The organism is Flavobacterium tiangeerense (genome assembly GCF_007830355.1).
In the GTDB taxonomy this organism is placed as follows: domain Bacteria; phylum Bacteroidota; class Bacteroidia; order Flavobacteriales; family Flavobacteriaceae; genus Flavobacterium; species Flavobacterium tiangeerense.
Window position 1 is genome coordinate 146,564 of sequence record NZ_VLKO01000004.1, and the last position, 14,594, is coordinate 161,157.

Annotated in this window: 17 protein-coding genes; 10 read left to right on the forward strand and 7 right to left on the reverse strand. The window is 31.8% G+C overall.

All coding sequences use genetic code 11. The features are described from left to right. Positions 1–10 precede the first annotated feature (10 nt). Genes IQ05_RS05425 through IQ05_RS05440 form a run of 4 tightly spaced genes read left to right on the forward strand, consistent with a single transcriptional unit; the run spans position 11 to position 2,530 of the window. Positions 11–445: a 3-hydroxyacyl-ACP dehydratase FabZ family protein gene (locus tag IQ05_RS05425; RefSeq protein ID WP_144890808.1), complete on the forward strand. Its 435-nt coding sequence runs from the start codon at positions 11–13 to the stop codon at positions 443–445. Continuing rightward, positions 446–1,723, forward strand: coding sequence for a beta-ketoacyl-[acyl-carrier-protein] synthase family protein (locus tag IQ05_RS05430; RefSeq protein WP_144890810.1), 1,278 nt, complete (start codon positions 446–448; stop codon positions 1,721–1,723). It begins immediately after the preceding gene. Positions 1,724–1,767: 44 nt separating this feature from the next. Beyond that, positions 1,768–2,025, forward strand: a complete 258-nt coding sequence (locus IQ05_RS05435; protein WP_144890812.1) for an acyl carrier protein — start codon at positions 1,768–1,770, stop codon at positions 2,023–2,025. A gap of 13 nt (positions 2,026–2,038) precedes the next feature. Beyond that, a complete protein-coding gene (locus tag IQ05_RS05440; RefSeq protein WP_144890814.1) occupies positions 2,039–2,530 on the forward strand; it encodes a 4'-phosphopantetheinyl transferase family protein in 492 nt (163 codons plus the stop codon). A 2-nt stretch (positions 2,531–2,532) separates the two neighbouring features. Here IQ05_RS05440 and IQ05_RS05445 read toward each other — a convergent pair whose 3' ends face one another. Both IQ05_RS05445 and IQ05_RS05450 read right to left on the reverse strand, forming a co-directional pair. After that, complete coding sequence (locus tag IQ05_RS05445; RefSeq protein ID WP_144890816.1) at positions 2,533–3,129, reverse strand: 3'-5' exonuclease; 597 nt, start codon at positions 3,127–3,129, stop codon at positions 2,533–2,535. Between the two features lies 1 nt (position 3,130). Beyond that, the gene (locus tag IQ05_RS05450; protein WP_144890818.1) at positions 3,131–5,047 is read right to left on the reverse strand and encodes a DUF294 nucleotidyltransferase-like domain-containing protein; all 1,917 of its coding nucleotides are present in this window, start codon (positions 5,045–5,047) and stop codon (positions 3,131–3,133) included. A gap of 171 nt (positions 5,048–5,218) precedes the next feature. On the opposite strand from IQ05_RS05450, the gene IQ05_RS05455 reads away from it, so the two are divergent. Further along, positions 5,219–5,725 carry a DUF2911 domain-containing protein gene (locus tag IQ05_RS05455; RefSeq protein ID WP_144890820.1) on the forward strand — a complete coding sequence of 169 codons (507 nt, stop codon included), beginning with the start codon at positions 5,219–5,221 and terminating at the stop codon, positions 5,723–5,725. Positions 5,726–5,878: 153 nt separating this feature from the next. Here IQ05_RS05455 and IQ05_RS05460 read toward each other — a convergent pair whose 3' ends face one another. Beyond that, a complete protein-coding gene (locus IQ05_RS05460) occupies positions 5,879–6,301 on the reverse strand; it encodes an Lrp/AsnC family transcriptional regulator (RefSeq protein WP_144890822.1) in 423 nt (140 codons plus the stop codon). A 105-nt stretch (positions 6,302–6,406) separates the two neighbouring features. Between IQ05_RS05460 and IQ05_RS05465 the strand changes: the two genes are divergently transcribed. Together IQ05_RS05465 and IQ05_RS05470 are read left to right on the forward strand one after the other, a co-directional pair. Then, complete coding sequence (locus IQ05_RS05465) at positions 6,407–7,126, forward strand: sulfite exporter TauE/SafE family protein (protein ID WP_144890825.1); 720 nt, start codon at positions 6,407–6,409, stop codon at positions 7,124–7,126. Between the two features lie 49 nt (positions 7,127–7,175). Further along, a complete protein-coding gene (locus IQ05_RS05470) occupies positions 7,176–8,399 on the forward strand; it encodes a multidrug effflux MFS transporter (RefSeq protein ID WP_394345193.1) in 1,224 nt (407 codons plus the stop codon). A 39-nt stretch (positions 8,400–8,438) separates the two neighbouring features. On the opposite strand, the gene IQ05_RS05475 is transcribed toward IQ05_RS05470, so the two are convergent. The 3 genes from IQ05_RS05475 to IQ05_RS05485 all read right to left on the reverse strand — a co-directional run bounded on the left by IQ05_RS05475 (position 8,439) and on the right by IQ05_RS05485 (position 12,105). Further along, on the reverse strand, positions 8,439–9,782 hold the full coding sequence (locus IQ05_RS05475; RefSeq protein ID WP_144890827.1) for a DEAD/DEAH box helicase: 1,344 nt from the start codon (positions 9,780–9,782) through the stop codon (positions 8,439–8,441). A gap of 143 nt (positions 9,783–9,925) precedes the next feature. Beyond that, positions 9,926–11,470, reverse strand: a complete 1,545-nt coding sequence (locus tag IQ05_RS05480; RefSeq protein WP_144890829.1) for a DEAD/DEAH box helicase — start codon at positions 11,468–11,470, stop codon at positions 9,926–9,928. A 107-nt stretch (positions 11,471–11,577) separates the two neighbouring features. Then, a complete protein-coding gene (locus tag IQ05_RS05485) occupies positions 11,578–12,105 on the reverse strand; it encodes a DUF6155 family protein (protein WP_144890831.1) in 528 nt (175 codons plus the stop codon). Between the two features lie 99 nt (positions 12,106–12,204). Here IQ05_RS05485 and IQ05_RS05490 point away from each other — a divergent pair, with 99 nt between their 5' ends. After that, on the forward strand, positions 12,205–12,483 hold the full coding sequence (locus IQ05_RS05490) for a DUF3817 domain-containing protein (RefSeq protein WP_144890833.1): 279 nt from the start codon (positions 12,205–12,207) through the stop codon (positions 12,481–12,483). Next, positions 12,476–13,726 carry a mechanosensitive ion channel family protein gene (locus IQ05_RS05495; protein WP_144890835.1) on the forward strand — a complete coding sequence of 417 codons (1,251 nt, stop codon included), beginning with the start codon at positions 12,476–12,478 and terminating at the stop codon, positions 13,724–13,726. Before IQ05_RS05490 ends, IQ05_RS05495 begins: the two co-directional genes overlap by 8 nt. A gap of 10 nt (positions 13,727–13,736) precedes the next feature. On the opposite strand, the gene IQ05_RS05500 is transcribed toward IQ05_RS05495, so the two are convergent. Continuing rightward, positions 13,737–14,120 carry an acyl-CoA thioesterase gene (locus IQ05_RS05500; RefSeq protein ID WP_144890837.1) on the reverse strand — a complete coding sequence of 128 codons (384 nt, stop codon included), beginning with the start codon at positions 14,118–14,120 and terminating at the stop codon, positions 13,737–13,739. Positions 14,121–14,186: 66 nt separating this feature from the next. Here IQ05_RS05500 and IQ05_RS05505 point away from each other — a divergent pair, with 66 nt between their 5' ends. After that, the gene (locus tag IQ05_RS05505; RefSeq protein ID WP_144890839.1) at positions 14,187–14,591 is read left to right on the forward strand and encodes a glyoxalase; all 405 of its coding nucleotides are present in this window, start codon (positions 14,187–14,189) and stop codon (positions 14,589–14,591) included. Positions 14,592–14,594 lie beyond the last annotated feature (3 nt).

Genomic DNA, 14,594 nt, shown 5'->3' on the forward strand with positions numbered 1-14,594 from the left:
TTTAAAAGCAATGACAAACCAAGATATCCTATACAAATTACCGTATTCTAAACCGTTTCTCTTTGTCGATGAAATAATTTCAATTGATGAAAATGGAGTAGAAGGAACCTATACTTTTGATGAAAATCTTGACTTTTATAGCGGACATTTTAAAGACAATCCAGTGACACCAGGAGTAATCTTGACAGAGGTGATGTCACAAATTGGTCTAGTATGTTTAGGTATATTACTATTAAATGAAAGCTTAAATAAAAATATTGCAATTGCTTTAACATCAACAGATATTGAATTTTTAAAACCTGTTTTTCCTAAAGAAAAAGTGACCGTTTTTTCCGAGAAAATTTATTTTAGATTCGGAAAATTAAAATGTAAAGTCATCATGAAAAATGAAAAAGGTGAAGAGGTTTGTACAGGAATAATTGCAGGAATGATAATTTCTAAATAAATGAAAAAAAGAGTTGTTATTACGGGTCTAGGTGTTGTTGCTCCAAATGGGGTTGGACTTGAAGCGTTTACTCATGCCATCAAAAACGGAATTTCAGGAATCAAACATGATCCAGAATTGGAACGATTGCAGTTTTCATGTCAAATAGCTGGGAAACCTGAAGTTTCAACAGAATTAGCACTAAATTATTTTTCAGAACTAGAATTAAGAAATTTCAATTCTACTGGGATATTGTATGGCGTAATTGCAGGAATTGATGCTTGGAAAGATGCGGGATTATCTTTAGCTATCAATGAAAATCCAGATTGGGATAGCGGAACTATTTTTGGGACAGGAACCTCTGGAATTGATAAATTTCGTGAAAGCATCTATAAAATTGACGATTTTCAAACCAGAAGATTGGGTAGTACTGCCGTAGCGCAAACTATGAATAGTGGTGTAAGCGCATATTTAGGAGGTAAGTTAGGTTTGGGTAACCAAGTCACTACAAATTCTTCGGCCTGCACAACGGGTACAGAAAGCGTTTTGATGGCATATGACCGCATAAAATCAGGTCAAGCCAAACGTATTTTAGCAGGAAGTACTAGTGATTCAGGTCCGTATATATGGGGTGGTTTTGATGCTATGAAAGTGTGTACTTTTAAGCACAATCAAGATCCACAACACGGCTCAAGGCCAATGTCAGAAAGTGCTTCAGGATTTGTCCCTGGAAGTGGAGCAGGGGCTTTAGTTTTGGAGGATTTAGAAACGGCCATAGCTCGTGGCGCAACCATTTACGCCGAAGTTTTAGGTGGCCATGTTAATTCCGGCGGTCAGCGCGGACTTGGTACAATGACAGCACCCAATCCTGTTGCAGTACAAAAATGTATTACTACAGCATTAAAAAATGCCGAAATCACAGCAAAAGACATAGATGCAATCAACGGACATTTAACAGCTACATCAAAAGATAGTTTAGAAATTCAGAATTGGAGTGAAGCTTTAGATCGAAATGGTATAGATTTCCCATATATCAACTCCTTAAAATCTATGGTAGGTCATTGTTTATCAGGTGCCGGAAGCATCGAAAGTGTAGCATCCATCTTACAATTACATCACGGATTTATTTTTCCGAATACTAATTGTCCCGATTTACATCCAGAAATCAAAGCATTAATTGACCAAACAAGGATACCACAACAAGCTATTGAGATGGAATTAAATATAATTGCAAAAGCTAGTTTTGGTTTTGGAGATGTTAATGGATGTGTGATTTTCAAAAGATACAAACAGAACTAATTGCAGCAAAACAAAAAATCATTACATTTATTAAAATATTACTTATGAATAAAGAACAAACCATTGCAGAATTAAAGAATATCGTTAAACCATATATCGCAAATCAAGAAGCATTTGACACACTTACCGAAGACACCGATTTTATAAATGATTTAAAAATCAACTCCGCTAATTTAGTAGATGTTATTTTGGACATTGAAGAAAAATATGACATCATTATTGATAATGAAGCTATGGAACGCATGATCAACGTAAAAGCAGCTTTAGAAATTATTGAAACTAAATTATCTGAAAAGATGTAATCCGACCTCCAAAATGATAGGGAACGATATCGTCGATTTAGATTTGGCTTCAAAAGAAAGCAATTGGAAGCGAAAAGGTTTTTTAAAAAAAATATTTACAATAAACGAACAAAAATTAATAGCATCAACTGAATTTCCAGACGTAATGGTCTGGAATTTATGGTCTAGAAAAGAGGCAGCCTATAAAATTTATAATAGGGAAACAGGAATAAGAGGATTTTTTCCTTCACAACTAGAATGTGTTTACCAAAACGCCATTTTAGGAAGTGTTTTAATAAAGGGGCGATGCTATTTTACCCAAAGCACAATTAAAAATAATACAATTTACACTATTGCTGTTGCAAATAAGGAGCATTTTAGAAGGATCAAAAGTATTAATCCTAGTATTGAAATTTTAAAAAAGAATGGTATTCCCTTCATAATAGATTCTAATTCAATGCTAGAAAAACCCATTTCTATAACGCATCATGGTAAATATTGGAAAGGAATACAGTTAATTGACTAAAACTATTTAATTCCCAATCTAGATTTTAATTTTAAAAACAACAGCGCCGTTTTATAAGCATCGTTTGCTGCTGAATTACGGTCACTTATTGGAATTTTATAAAACTCACAAAGTTCATCCAACGCACTTTCTTTATCTGTAATATCTTGAAGCTTTCTATGCATGACATCAATATCTAATGCTTCATTTTTCAACCTTCCACAATCCATTCGTTCAAGGGATTCATTAATAATATCAACATCAAAATCAACATGATGTCCTACTAATACTGAGTTACCTATGTATTCCAAAAAAGACTTTAAAGCTTCGGGTTCACTTATTTTTTTTAATTTACTTTCAACCAAAAACTCATTTGTTAAACCATTGTCATGAAAGTATTTATACTGCGTTAATACAGCTTCAAAATTATCACCTATTACAATGGAATTATTAACTACAGAAAAAGAACCAATGGACAAAATCACATCGTTTTTAGGATTTAAACCCGTTGTTTCAGTAGAAAAAACTACAAATCTGGAGGACTTTTTCTCAAACTTAGCTGTATAAGCTTTCCAAAAATCAGGATATTCTTTATTTATATTTTTTAACCAATCTAACATACTATGAAAATTGTGTAAGTTGAAATTTACTTTTAATTAACTCTTCTAAATCTCGCATCGGAGCTAGAGCATTCTTTAATTTCTCTTTGTCATTTTTTGATAATTCCTCAAGATTAATATATTGACCATCATTATCGTTTTTCAGCCCTTCTAAAGTTCTAAATTTTGATAATGTAAGGAAAGCTTCTGCACAGTTTAAATAGATTTCAGCATGTTTAGGATCTGTAATAGATAATTGCTTGAATCTTTGAAAAGTATTATTAATGCCCTTTACTTCAAAGGACAAACAAAACAATCTGGCTCCATCAATTAATGGCATAAGAGCACGTATTTTAATATCAAATTTATCTTTATGTTCACCTTCTTCTTCAACATGAAATTTTTTAAAGAACGTTAATGGTGAATTATTCCTCAGTGCATCATTACCTAAGAAATCAAAGAAAAGTGTACTCTTCATAACATTTTTAAAAATGACATCGGTAATTGCATCCTCTATTTTTTGCTCGCCAAAAATGATTTCATAATCAAAAAATATACTACTTAAGTCTGAACTGTTTTCACCTGGAGTATTCATCCAGTTGTCGTATTGTTTAATCCAATCAGTCAATGACTTACACCATTGCATATTACTTCCCATATGACCATTAGGACAGGATGAAAATCCTATTTTTTCAAGTGTAGCAGTTGTCTTTTTTCCTAATTTCAAAAAATAATCTTTTACATCACGATACTTTTCTGCAGCAACATCTTCAAATATTAAAATACTGTCTTGATCTGTAAATAATAATTGTTCTTTTCTACCTTGACTACCTATGCTTAACCAGGCGAAACGAGCAGGAGGGGAGCCTAAATCTAATATTGACAATTCAACAGTGCGTTTTAATAATGCCAAATTAATTTCGCTTGTAATATTAAAAACATGAGATAAAGGAACGTTTTTAGAAATGGATGTTTGTATCAAATCTGCGACTCTATCTCTAATTTGTTTGAGTTCTTTTGCAGTTTGGCTGCGTTTAATTTCTTTAACAAGTACTCCAGGGCTATTGGCTTGTGCAACAATCAAGTCGTACTCACTTATAATTCCTTTAACTAGTGATTTATCCGTTCCATCTAATGTTACACATAGGTGCGTTACATTGTTTTTAAGCATTAATAATTGCGCCTCGGCTAATGAAACATTTTCAAGAACAGTAACTACGGGTGAGGACATGATTTTATCAACAGTTACTGTAATGGGAAATCTTCCAGTAGCAATCTTTGTTCTCATATCAGTATCAGTAACAATACCGACTGGAAAATCATTTTCACAAATTAATATATTGTTTGTTAAAGAAGCAGTCATTTGCTGTGCTACATCTTGAACACTAGAATACAATGTTGTCTTTAAGGGATTTAAATTATAGGTTAAGGACTGAAAATACTGCATCTCAGACTGCTGATCAGAATAAAAAACATTGTCAGATATTAACTTTCCTATTAAATTTTCCTTGTCTTTTGGATTTCTAGTATTTACTGCAAAACTTTCCAATAAAAAATTCAATACATCCGGATTGTTAGCTACAAAAGGCCTAAACGAAGCAATAGGAATAGCATAAACAATAGTTTCTTCTCGAGACTTAGCCGTCATCATATAATTATTCTTGGCAAAAAAAGGTCTTAAACCAAAAATATCACCTGCAGCACATTTGTTCAATAAAGTCTCCTCAGAATCAGAGATCACAGACAAATTAATTATACCTGATGATACTACATAAAAACTGTCATGAAGGACATCATTTATTTGAAATAAAGTTTGATTTTTTTCTAAAACAACAACTTTTACATCACTAGCTATTTGTGAAAGTTCTTCAAACGCTAAATAATTAAAAGGCGCGTAATCACTCAAAAAGTCTGCAATTTGCTCAGCAATAGAATTCATAATATTTGTTTTTCTAGTGTAAAAATAGCAAATAATAGACAGATACAATAGCTTTGTAAATGGTTTACCATTAAATTATACATTCCTTAATTTTTTCATAAAATAAGACTTTATTTATATGTTTGTTGCACAGTTTATTTAATTTTATACAGTAACTAATAAATAAAAATTATGAAATCAATTATCAAGACCGGTTTTGCAATAATTGCATTACTGCTAGTAAATGTTATGGGAGCTCAAAGTAAGCCTACGAGTAGTAAAGAAACAATCACGGGTAAAATTAAAGACGCCACAATAACTGTTGACTACGGAAGTCCATCTGTTAATGGAAGAAAAATATGGGGCGAATTGGTACCATTTGACAAAATTTGGCGCGCTGGTGCAAATGATGCCACCACATTTGAAACAGATAAAGATCTTACTGTAGAAGGATCTAAATTACCAGCCGGAAAATATTCTTTTTTTATTATTCCAAATGGCAATGAGTGTACAATCATATTTAATAAAGTAGCCAAACAATGGGGAGCTTATAAATACAAGCAAGAAGATGATCAATTGAGAGTTGTTGTAAAACCAGAAGTACTTAGATCTGCATATGAAAAATTGACTTATGAAATTAACTCAAATACATTTAGTTTAAAATGGGATAATTGGTCAATTCCAGTTCAAATTAAATAAACATAAATCATACTTAATAGATTTAAACTTTAAAAAGCTAATTAAAAAAACATTGCAAAGAGCAATGTTTTTTTAATTCTATATTTTCTATTTTACATAATATAAATTATAGGTCAAATATAAATACATATAATTGTTTTGAAAATTGGTTAATTAAAGATCTTCTTTAAGATTGGATAAAATTAAATGTGTAGTTGGCTCACCGTAAACCAATAATCGATCAATATATTTTTGTAAATGCAACTGATTATTTAAAATCACTTTCATAAAAATATTATGCGTTCCTGTAATTCTGTGAATTTCAAAAATCTCTGGAAATTGATCTAAATTTTCACAAAAAACATTCAATTTGCCACTGTACAATTTAAACATGATGAAAACTTCAAGTCCGAATCCTAGTTTTGTATTGTCTAATCTTACTCGATATCCTTTAATAACCTCCAAATCTTCTAGTTTTTGGATTCGCTCTCTAACTGCAGATGGCGAAAGTTCTACTTGCTTGCCAATTTCTACAAATGAATATCGTGCATTTTCTTTTAGACATTCAATAATTTTTAAATCCAATGCGTCAACCATAAAAAAGTTTTTAAATGACAAAATTACGATTTAAAAATGTGTTTTTTAACTTTTTTACCATTGAAAACATTTTTTATACTGTTATTCATCCTTTAATTTTGCAAAATGGATACAATGATGATTTTACTTTCACTTGGGATTTTTACAGGCTTTTTTGTTCAAACAATTACTGGATTTGCTGGCGCTCTAATTGCATTGCCTTTTTTATTATTTGCCATGCCATTGCCAGACGCTGTGGGATATTTATCTATTTTTTACATGATTTCTACTCCAATTCATGTTTATAAAGAGTGGCACAACATTAATTTAGATTTATTAAAAAAATTAGCTGTTTCCTCTTTTTTTGGTTTGCTTGTAGGCATTATTGTTTTAGCCTACGGACAACCGATAATATTAAAAAAAGCTTTAGGAATTTTCATTATTTTGTTTGTCTTAAATAGTTTGCGTAGTGCTAAAGAAATCAAATTGTTTTCTAAAATGAAGTTTCTCTTTGGCTTTTTAGGAGGTTTTTTTTCAGGACTTTTCTCAACTGGTGGGCCATTATACTTGATCATTGTTAAAAATGAAACTTCGGATGTGAAGATTATGAGAGCAACAATGTTTGGGGTTCTTGGTTTAATTACGTTATTTAGAATTCCTGTTCTTGCTTTTGAAGGAATATTAACGTGGCAACAACTGTATAACTCTCTTTATGTATTGCCTTTTTTCATTTTGGCTTTAGTATTGGGAAAAAAGGTATATCTTTTTTTGAATGATACTATGTTAAAAAAAATCATGCTTTCGCTCTTATTTGTATCTGGATTTGTTTTGCTTTTAAAAAAATAAACAACCGTAGCATCCCATTTATATTGGCTACTTTTGCAAAAAATAAAATATGAAGGTACAAAATGTAATGTCACGTTCACAATACATCAAATTAATACTTATTCTAGGATCTCTAACTGCCCTTGGTCCTTTTTCAATAGACATGTACTTACCCGGATTTGCGGGTATTGCAAAAGATTTGAATACCACCGTGGCCAATGTTTCCTTGACATTATCCAGTTATTTTATAGGAATATCAGCAGGTCAACTATTATATGGGCCATTATTAGACCGTTTTGGTCGAAAAAAGCCTTTATTCATAGGAATGTCAGTTTATATTTTGGCTTCATTAGGCTGCGTATTTGTTACAGATATTGATACTTTTATTGGTTTACGATTTATTCAAGCCATAGGTAGTTGTGCTGCAACGGTGGCGTCTGTATCTATGGTAAGGGATTTGTTTCCAGTTAAAGATATTCCTAAAGTGTTTTCGCTATTAATGTTAGTGGTAGGGCTTTCGCCAATGCTAGCTCCTACTATAGGCGGTTATATCACAGAAGATTTTGGATGGCATACCGTATTTTTTATTTTGATGTGTATGGGGATTTTAATTTTACTAGCTGCACAAATAGGTTTACCTAATACTTATGTACCTGACACTTCAATTTCCTTAAAACCTAAACCAATTGTTAGCGGATTTATCTCAATACTTAAGGTACCACAATTTTATACCTATGCGTTTGCAGGAGCAATTGCTTTCTCTGGGTTGTTTACTTATGTGGCTGCCTCTCCTATTATTTTTATGGACATTTATAAGGTAGATGCAAAAACGTACGGTTGGATATTTGCTTTTATGTCTTTAAGCTTTATTAGTGCAAGTCAGTTAAATTCTTTATTGTTAAGAAAATTTAGAAGTGAACAAATGATTGTAGGTGCATTAATAATACAATCCATTATTAGTATAGTCTTTTTAATATTGGCTGTAAATAATTTGCTAGGATTGTATGAAACCATAGCCATGCTTTTTGTATTCTTGGCCTGTTTAGGAATCTCTAATCCAAATACTGCGGGACTCACTCTTGCTCCTTTTGAAAAAAATGCTGGCAGTGCCTCTGCATTAATGGGCGCCATTCAGTTAGGTTTGGGTGCGGTGGCATCGTTTGCGGTAGGTTTATTTGTTAAGAATTCCATTTTGCCTATGGTTTTTATCTTAACCGCTTCTACCATAATTGCATTAATAATCTTGATTTTAGGCAAAAAAAGAATAAAAAAAACTAGTACACCCTCTATTTAAATTGAGGGTGTACTAGTTGTATCTTTTTTTGTAGAAAACCTACTTTTTTAGTTTTTTGATAGGTTTTTCTAATTTTTGTTGTGCTTCATTTTTAGTTTGTAGCACTTGATTTGCTATTAATTTTTCAATCAGTTCGTCCTTCGTTAAATGATGGAAAACCGTTTTTATTTTTTCTTTTAATTCAGCTGCAACCTCGTGATTGGGTTTGGTCTTAAAAATTTGCTTGGCCCACAAGAACGTATTGTTTTCTTCAATACTTGCTTTGTTCGGTTTAGCAAAAGGAAAAAATTTGATGCCCAATTCTTTTTCAAAATCAGCAATTTCAACAACTTCTTCTTGTTGTAGCACAGTTAAGGCTAGACCCTTTGCTCCTGCTCTTGCTGTTCTACCGCTTCTGTGTACATAAGCTTCGTATACATCAGGTAAATGATAATTTACAACATATAAAATTTCTTTTACATCTATTCCTCTAGCTGCAAGATCTGTTGCGACTAAAATATTAATGTGGCCTTCACGAAACTGCTCCATAATTCGATCTCGAATACCTTGAGACAAACTGCCGTGCAAGGCACCTGATGAAAATCTATTTATAGCTAAGTTTTTGGCCAATTTGTTTACGGCTGCTTTTGTTTTACAAAAAATGATTCCACGTTCACCCTCTTTCGAGTTCAAGAAATGCATTAAAACATCAAGCTTTTCGATAGGATCTACTACAATGTATTGATGATCTATCCCTTGATTTCCTATTGTTTCCATGTTAGCGCTTACTTGCACAACATTCTTATTCAAATAGTTTTGAATCAATTGCTTAATTGTACCCGGCATAGTTGCCGAAAACAAAAATGTTTTATGTGAACTAGGTAATTGTGCCACAATTTCATCAAGACTTTCTTTTAGAATCGTGACCATTTCATCCGCTTCATCGAGTACTAAGAATCTCGTTTCTTTTAGGTTAATGGCATTACGTTGTATCAAATCGATTAGTCGTCCTGGTGTTGCTACAACAATGTGTGTAGGCAAAGTAAGTCTTTCTATTTGCGGTTTTATGGGTATTCCTCCACAAGTTGCAGCTATAGAAACTTGAGGTATGTATTTTGCAAAATCTTCTAAATTTTTAAAGATTTGGTGCCCCAATTCTCTAGTTGGCACTAAAATTACGGCTTGAATGGCTGCTACACTAGTATCTATCAATTGTAAAATAGGAAGTCCAAATGCAGCTGTTTTTCCGGTACCGGTTTTTGCAATACCTACCAAGTCGTGTTTATTTGCGAGTAGCAATGGAATGGTTTGTACTTGAATTTCAGTAGGAATAACAATTTTCAATTCGGTTATTGCTTTAAGTACGGGTGTTGCTAATCCTAAATCTGAGAATTGTTTTTGCATTTGTTTTTGGATTTTGTATTTTAATAATAATAGTTCTTTGGTAACGAAATTTTAGCCCTGATGGGAACGGCATCCTTTTGTGGTCTCTTTTTTGAGACCACAAAAGATACAGTGTACAGCAGGATTAGCTCCTAAAGAAAAAATTAATCTTCATCAGGTTCATTCATGATCTTTTCTCGGTATTTTTTACCTGTTAAAAGAACCAATTTAAGTTTGTAATCATCTACAAGCCATTCTCTATAATTTTTACTGCACTGACTCAAACATTTTGCATAGCGCTTGATACGGCATTCAATATCATCGTCTAATAATTTACCTAAAGCTTTTGCTTCTTGTAACGTTTCGGAATTGTCAACACACATAGCTGCATGTTGATCTAATGATTTATCCAAAACCTCCTTTGAACGTAAGTTTAGTTTTATAATAAGTTTATGTTCCTCTTCTACATCAAAAGTTACAACTTCGGTTTTACTGAATTTAGCTCGCACATCTAGTGGCATCGTGTATTTAAAATACATTTCGATTTCAGTGTCGTCTCTTAAGTTTTCTAGATAAAACTCAGGAGATTTAAAGATATGTTGCCAGTTTACAGGTTCACTCCACAGTCCAAAACGGGCTGCATTATTACCTAAATCTATTACATTAAAACTGTCCTTGCCAGGTAATTTTCTAGATCCACGGCCTATCATTTGATAGTATAAAGTTAAAGATTTAGTAGCTCTATTTAAGATAATGGTTTCAACAGTAGGCTCATCAAAACCTGTTGTAAGAATCCCTACTGAGGTTAAAATAGCATCCGGAGTATATTTGAACCAATGTAATATGTCTTTTCGTTCCTCATTACTGCTGGTATTATCTAAATGTCTTATGGCATAACCAGCTTCTCTAAAGGTTTCATATACATAAAGTGATGTATTAATACCATTATTGAAAATCAAGGTTTTTTTGCCCAATGATTTTTCGGTGTAAGCATGCAATAATTTTTCTTGCATAGCCATATTGGTATACAAATCATCCGAAGATTTTACGGTATAATCTCCATTTATACCTACTTTAAGAGAAGTCAAACCTACATCATAACTATACGTAATTGCTTTTGCAAGAAAACCATTTTCTATTAATGAACTTATAGTATCACCTACTATCAATTCATCATAGCTCTCGTGCATAGGTAATTTTATGTTAGAACTCAATGGAGTTGCGGTTACTCCTAGTATAAAAGCATTCTTGAAAGAACTTAATAATTTTCTAAAAGAGTTGTAATGTGCCTCATCAATAATAACTAAACCTACGTTATCTAGGTGTAATTTATCATCATTGATACGGTTTTTTAAAGTCTCTACCATGGCAACAAAACAAGAATAATCATTTTGATCTGGTAGCTCTTTTACTTTACTGTTGATGATTTTATTTTTTACATCAAAACCTTTCAACATTTTTGAAGTTTGCTTACACAACTCAATTCTATGAGTTAGGACTACAACTTTCTTATCATGTTGAGATAAATAACGGCGAACAATCTCTGAGAAAACAACTGTTTTTCCACCACCAGTAGGCAACTGATATAATAAATGGTGTTGTGGAGGTGCATTATCTATACGCTCAAAAATGGCATCAATATCGCCTTGTTGGTATGCGTAGAGTTGTTTTTTGTCTTCTATTTCTATTTCTAAGGTGTTTTGGGACATTGCTAATTATTGGATTTTTGCAAAAATACACCTAAAAAACAGTTTAATTGTCAATTTTATTTAAAAAAAACCGTAGCTGATTAATTAATTTAAATTAAGGAAAGTTTTTAATACTCTAATCGGTCCATAATAGCATCAAATTCAGAGATATTGTACCATTTTTGATCTATAACAGCAAGCTGTATTTGGTTGAGTCTCGCCTTAAAATCAGCTAAAATGGCATTTGCTATTAAATAAACTACGACTTGCTCAAAGGAATTGAACATACTTTTATAAAAAAGATCTTGTTTGATTGCATTTTCTGAAGCAAAAGTTTGTGCAATTTCAATATTATACAGCATTAAATCAGCTATTACAAAAGGATCAACCCCTAAGGATATAAAGTGCTTTATGTATTTTTGAGCAACAGAACGTCTCATTTTAGGTCGGCTTCGCCTACCTGATTTTTTTACTGGAAAATATTCATAAGCAATTTTTACTTTAGCTTCTTTTGATAGCTGGTCTTCTTTTGGATTAAAAACGAAATCATAATAGACTTTTACGGGACTAAATTTCTCGTACAACTCTATGATTTGCTCTTCGAGTTGTTCTTTAGTCAATTGTGCCACGTATTTTTTTAAATCTCGCTTGCTCATTATCAAAGTTTATGCATACAAAAGTAATTTAGTTTTGTGATTTTAGCATCTAAAATCAATGTTTATACTTAATTTTGTGTTCAAAATAAAAAAATACAAATGCTTAAAATTTTTAAAATCACAGCTATCGTTGAAGGAATTTCTGCTTTATTGCTGTTTTTCTTTGCCATGCCAATGAAATATATATTTAATGATCCTATTTATGTAAAACACATAGGAATGGCTCATGGCGTATTATTTACTGCTTATATAGTTTTAGCTACTGTTTTAAAATTTACTGAAAAATGGGATTTTAAAAAATATTTTATCATTTGCATAGCCTCTATTCCTCCTTTTGGTACTTTTTACATAGAAAGAAAATACCTGAAAAATGTTTAAATACATCGAGAAAATTTTCACTTTTATTTATCCTCTCCTAAGAAAAATAGGTTTGGGAAGTAGCGCTGCATCTTATTTAAGCTTGCTGCTTAATATTATTGTACTTTGTGTACTTTCTTATGTTATTTACCTTATTTTTAGACTACTACTAGTAACTATTCTAGCTATAATTGCTCAAAAAACTAAAACAAAATTTGACGATTTACTGGTTTCAAATAAAACGGCAAAATACATTGCGCATTTAATACCGCTTTTATTTATTTACAAATCGGTACCCGTAATTTTAGACCGATTTGAATATTGGGAAGGGATTTTTGCAAAAATAGTTGGGATTTATATTATTGTCCTCGTATTGTGGATTATCAGAACTATTTTTAATGCTTTACGAGATTATTTAAAACTAAAACCTCGCTACAGTGACAAACCGATAGATAGTTTTATTCAGGTAATCATGATTTTATTGTGGGTCATCGGTACTACATTAATTATATCCAAGCTATTTGATATTGACAAAGGCGAACTTTTAACTATTTTGGGAGCCGTGTCTGCGGTGATCATTTTGATTTTTAGAGACACAATCTTAGGTTTTGTGTCGAGTGTGCAAGTCTCTATAAATGATATGGTTCGAATTGGGGATTGGATTACGATGGATAAATTTGGCGCAGACGGAGATGTAATTGAAATCAATTTAGCTACCGTTAAGGTTCGAAATTTTGACAATACTACCACTACAATTCCTACCTATAGTTTGAGTTCAGATTCTTTTCAAAACTGGCGTGGAATGCTCAACTCAGATGGACGAAGAATTAAACGACACATCTTAATTACAACAAGTAGCATTCGCTTTCTTGAAGAAGCAGAGCTGGTTGATTTAAAAAAAATACACTTGATTAGCCACTACATTGACGAAAGAAAAAATGAAATTGAAAGATTCAATCTTGAAAATAAAATAGATAAATCACTAGCTATAAATGGTCGTAATTTGACCAATCTAGGCTTGTTTAGAAAATACATTACCGAATATTTATTCAATTATCCTGGACTTAACAAAGATATGCTCATGCTTTGTAGACAATTGCAATCTACAGAGCATGGTGTTCCTCTAGAAGTATATGCATTCTCTTATGACAAACGTTTTGAAAACTATGAATACATCATGTCTGATATTTTTGATCACATCATAGCTGCTGTTGGTTATTTTGATTTAGAAATTTTCGAATCTAAAATTGAATTGAACAATTAAAATACAGATTCTACAACCTGTCTTTTACAAACTCAATTGAAGTTTTTCCGTGGGGTTTAGGTTTTCCATGCTCATCAACATTAACCATTGTGGTTTGATCAATAGAAATAATGGTTTCTCGAGTCATCATATTACGAGCTTCACATTTTAAAGTAATTGATGTGGTTCCAAACTTGATAACATCTATACCTATTTCTATGATATCCCCTTGTTTTGCTGAACTTCTAAAATTTATTTCAGACATATATTTGGTTACAATTCTTGCATTTTCTAGCTGCACAATAGTGTACAAAGCTAATTCTTCGTCAATCCAAGCAAGCAGTTTTCCACCAAACAAAGTACCATTGGGATTTAAATCTTCGGGTTTTACCCATTTCCTAGTGTGAAATCTCATCGTTTAAAATTTACTTGTAAAAATAAACCTTTTTTACTTTTATATTTTTTAATTTTAAAGAAAAAAATGGATACAAGAGATCAATTTATAGCTGAATTTAGAGGAAAAACATTAGGCGTTATAACTAGTCAATCCACAACCGAAGAATCCTTTCAGAATGAGGTTTTGAGACCTATTTTAAAATTGCAAAACGAAATAATATGTGCTTCATTCTCTAATTATTTGAAAAAAAATAAAATAGATTTTAGTAATTTTTCTTTAGACAAGAAAATGAAAACTATAGATAATGCTGTTCAAAAAGATATTAAATTTAGAAATGCGCTCAAAGGAATGATATCAGGATTATTTACCATTTCTGAATATGAAATCTACACCAATAATAGCTCTAATTTAAATAAACGAATGATGAGCATGCTGGTTGAAAGGTTAAAAAGTCAAGTACAACTGTTTGAAAATCCAGTTTTAAAATAGAGT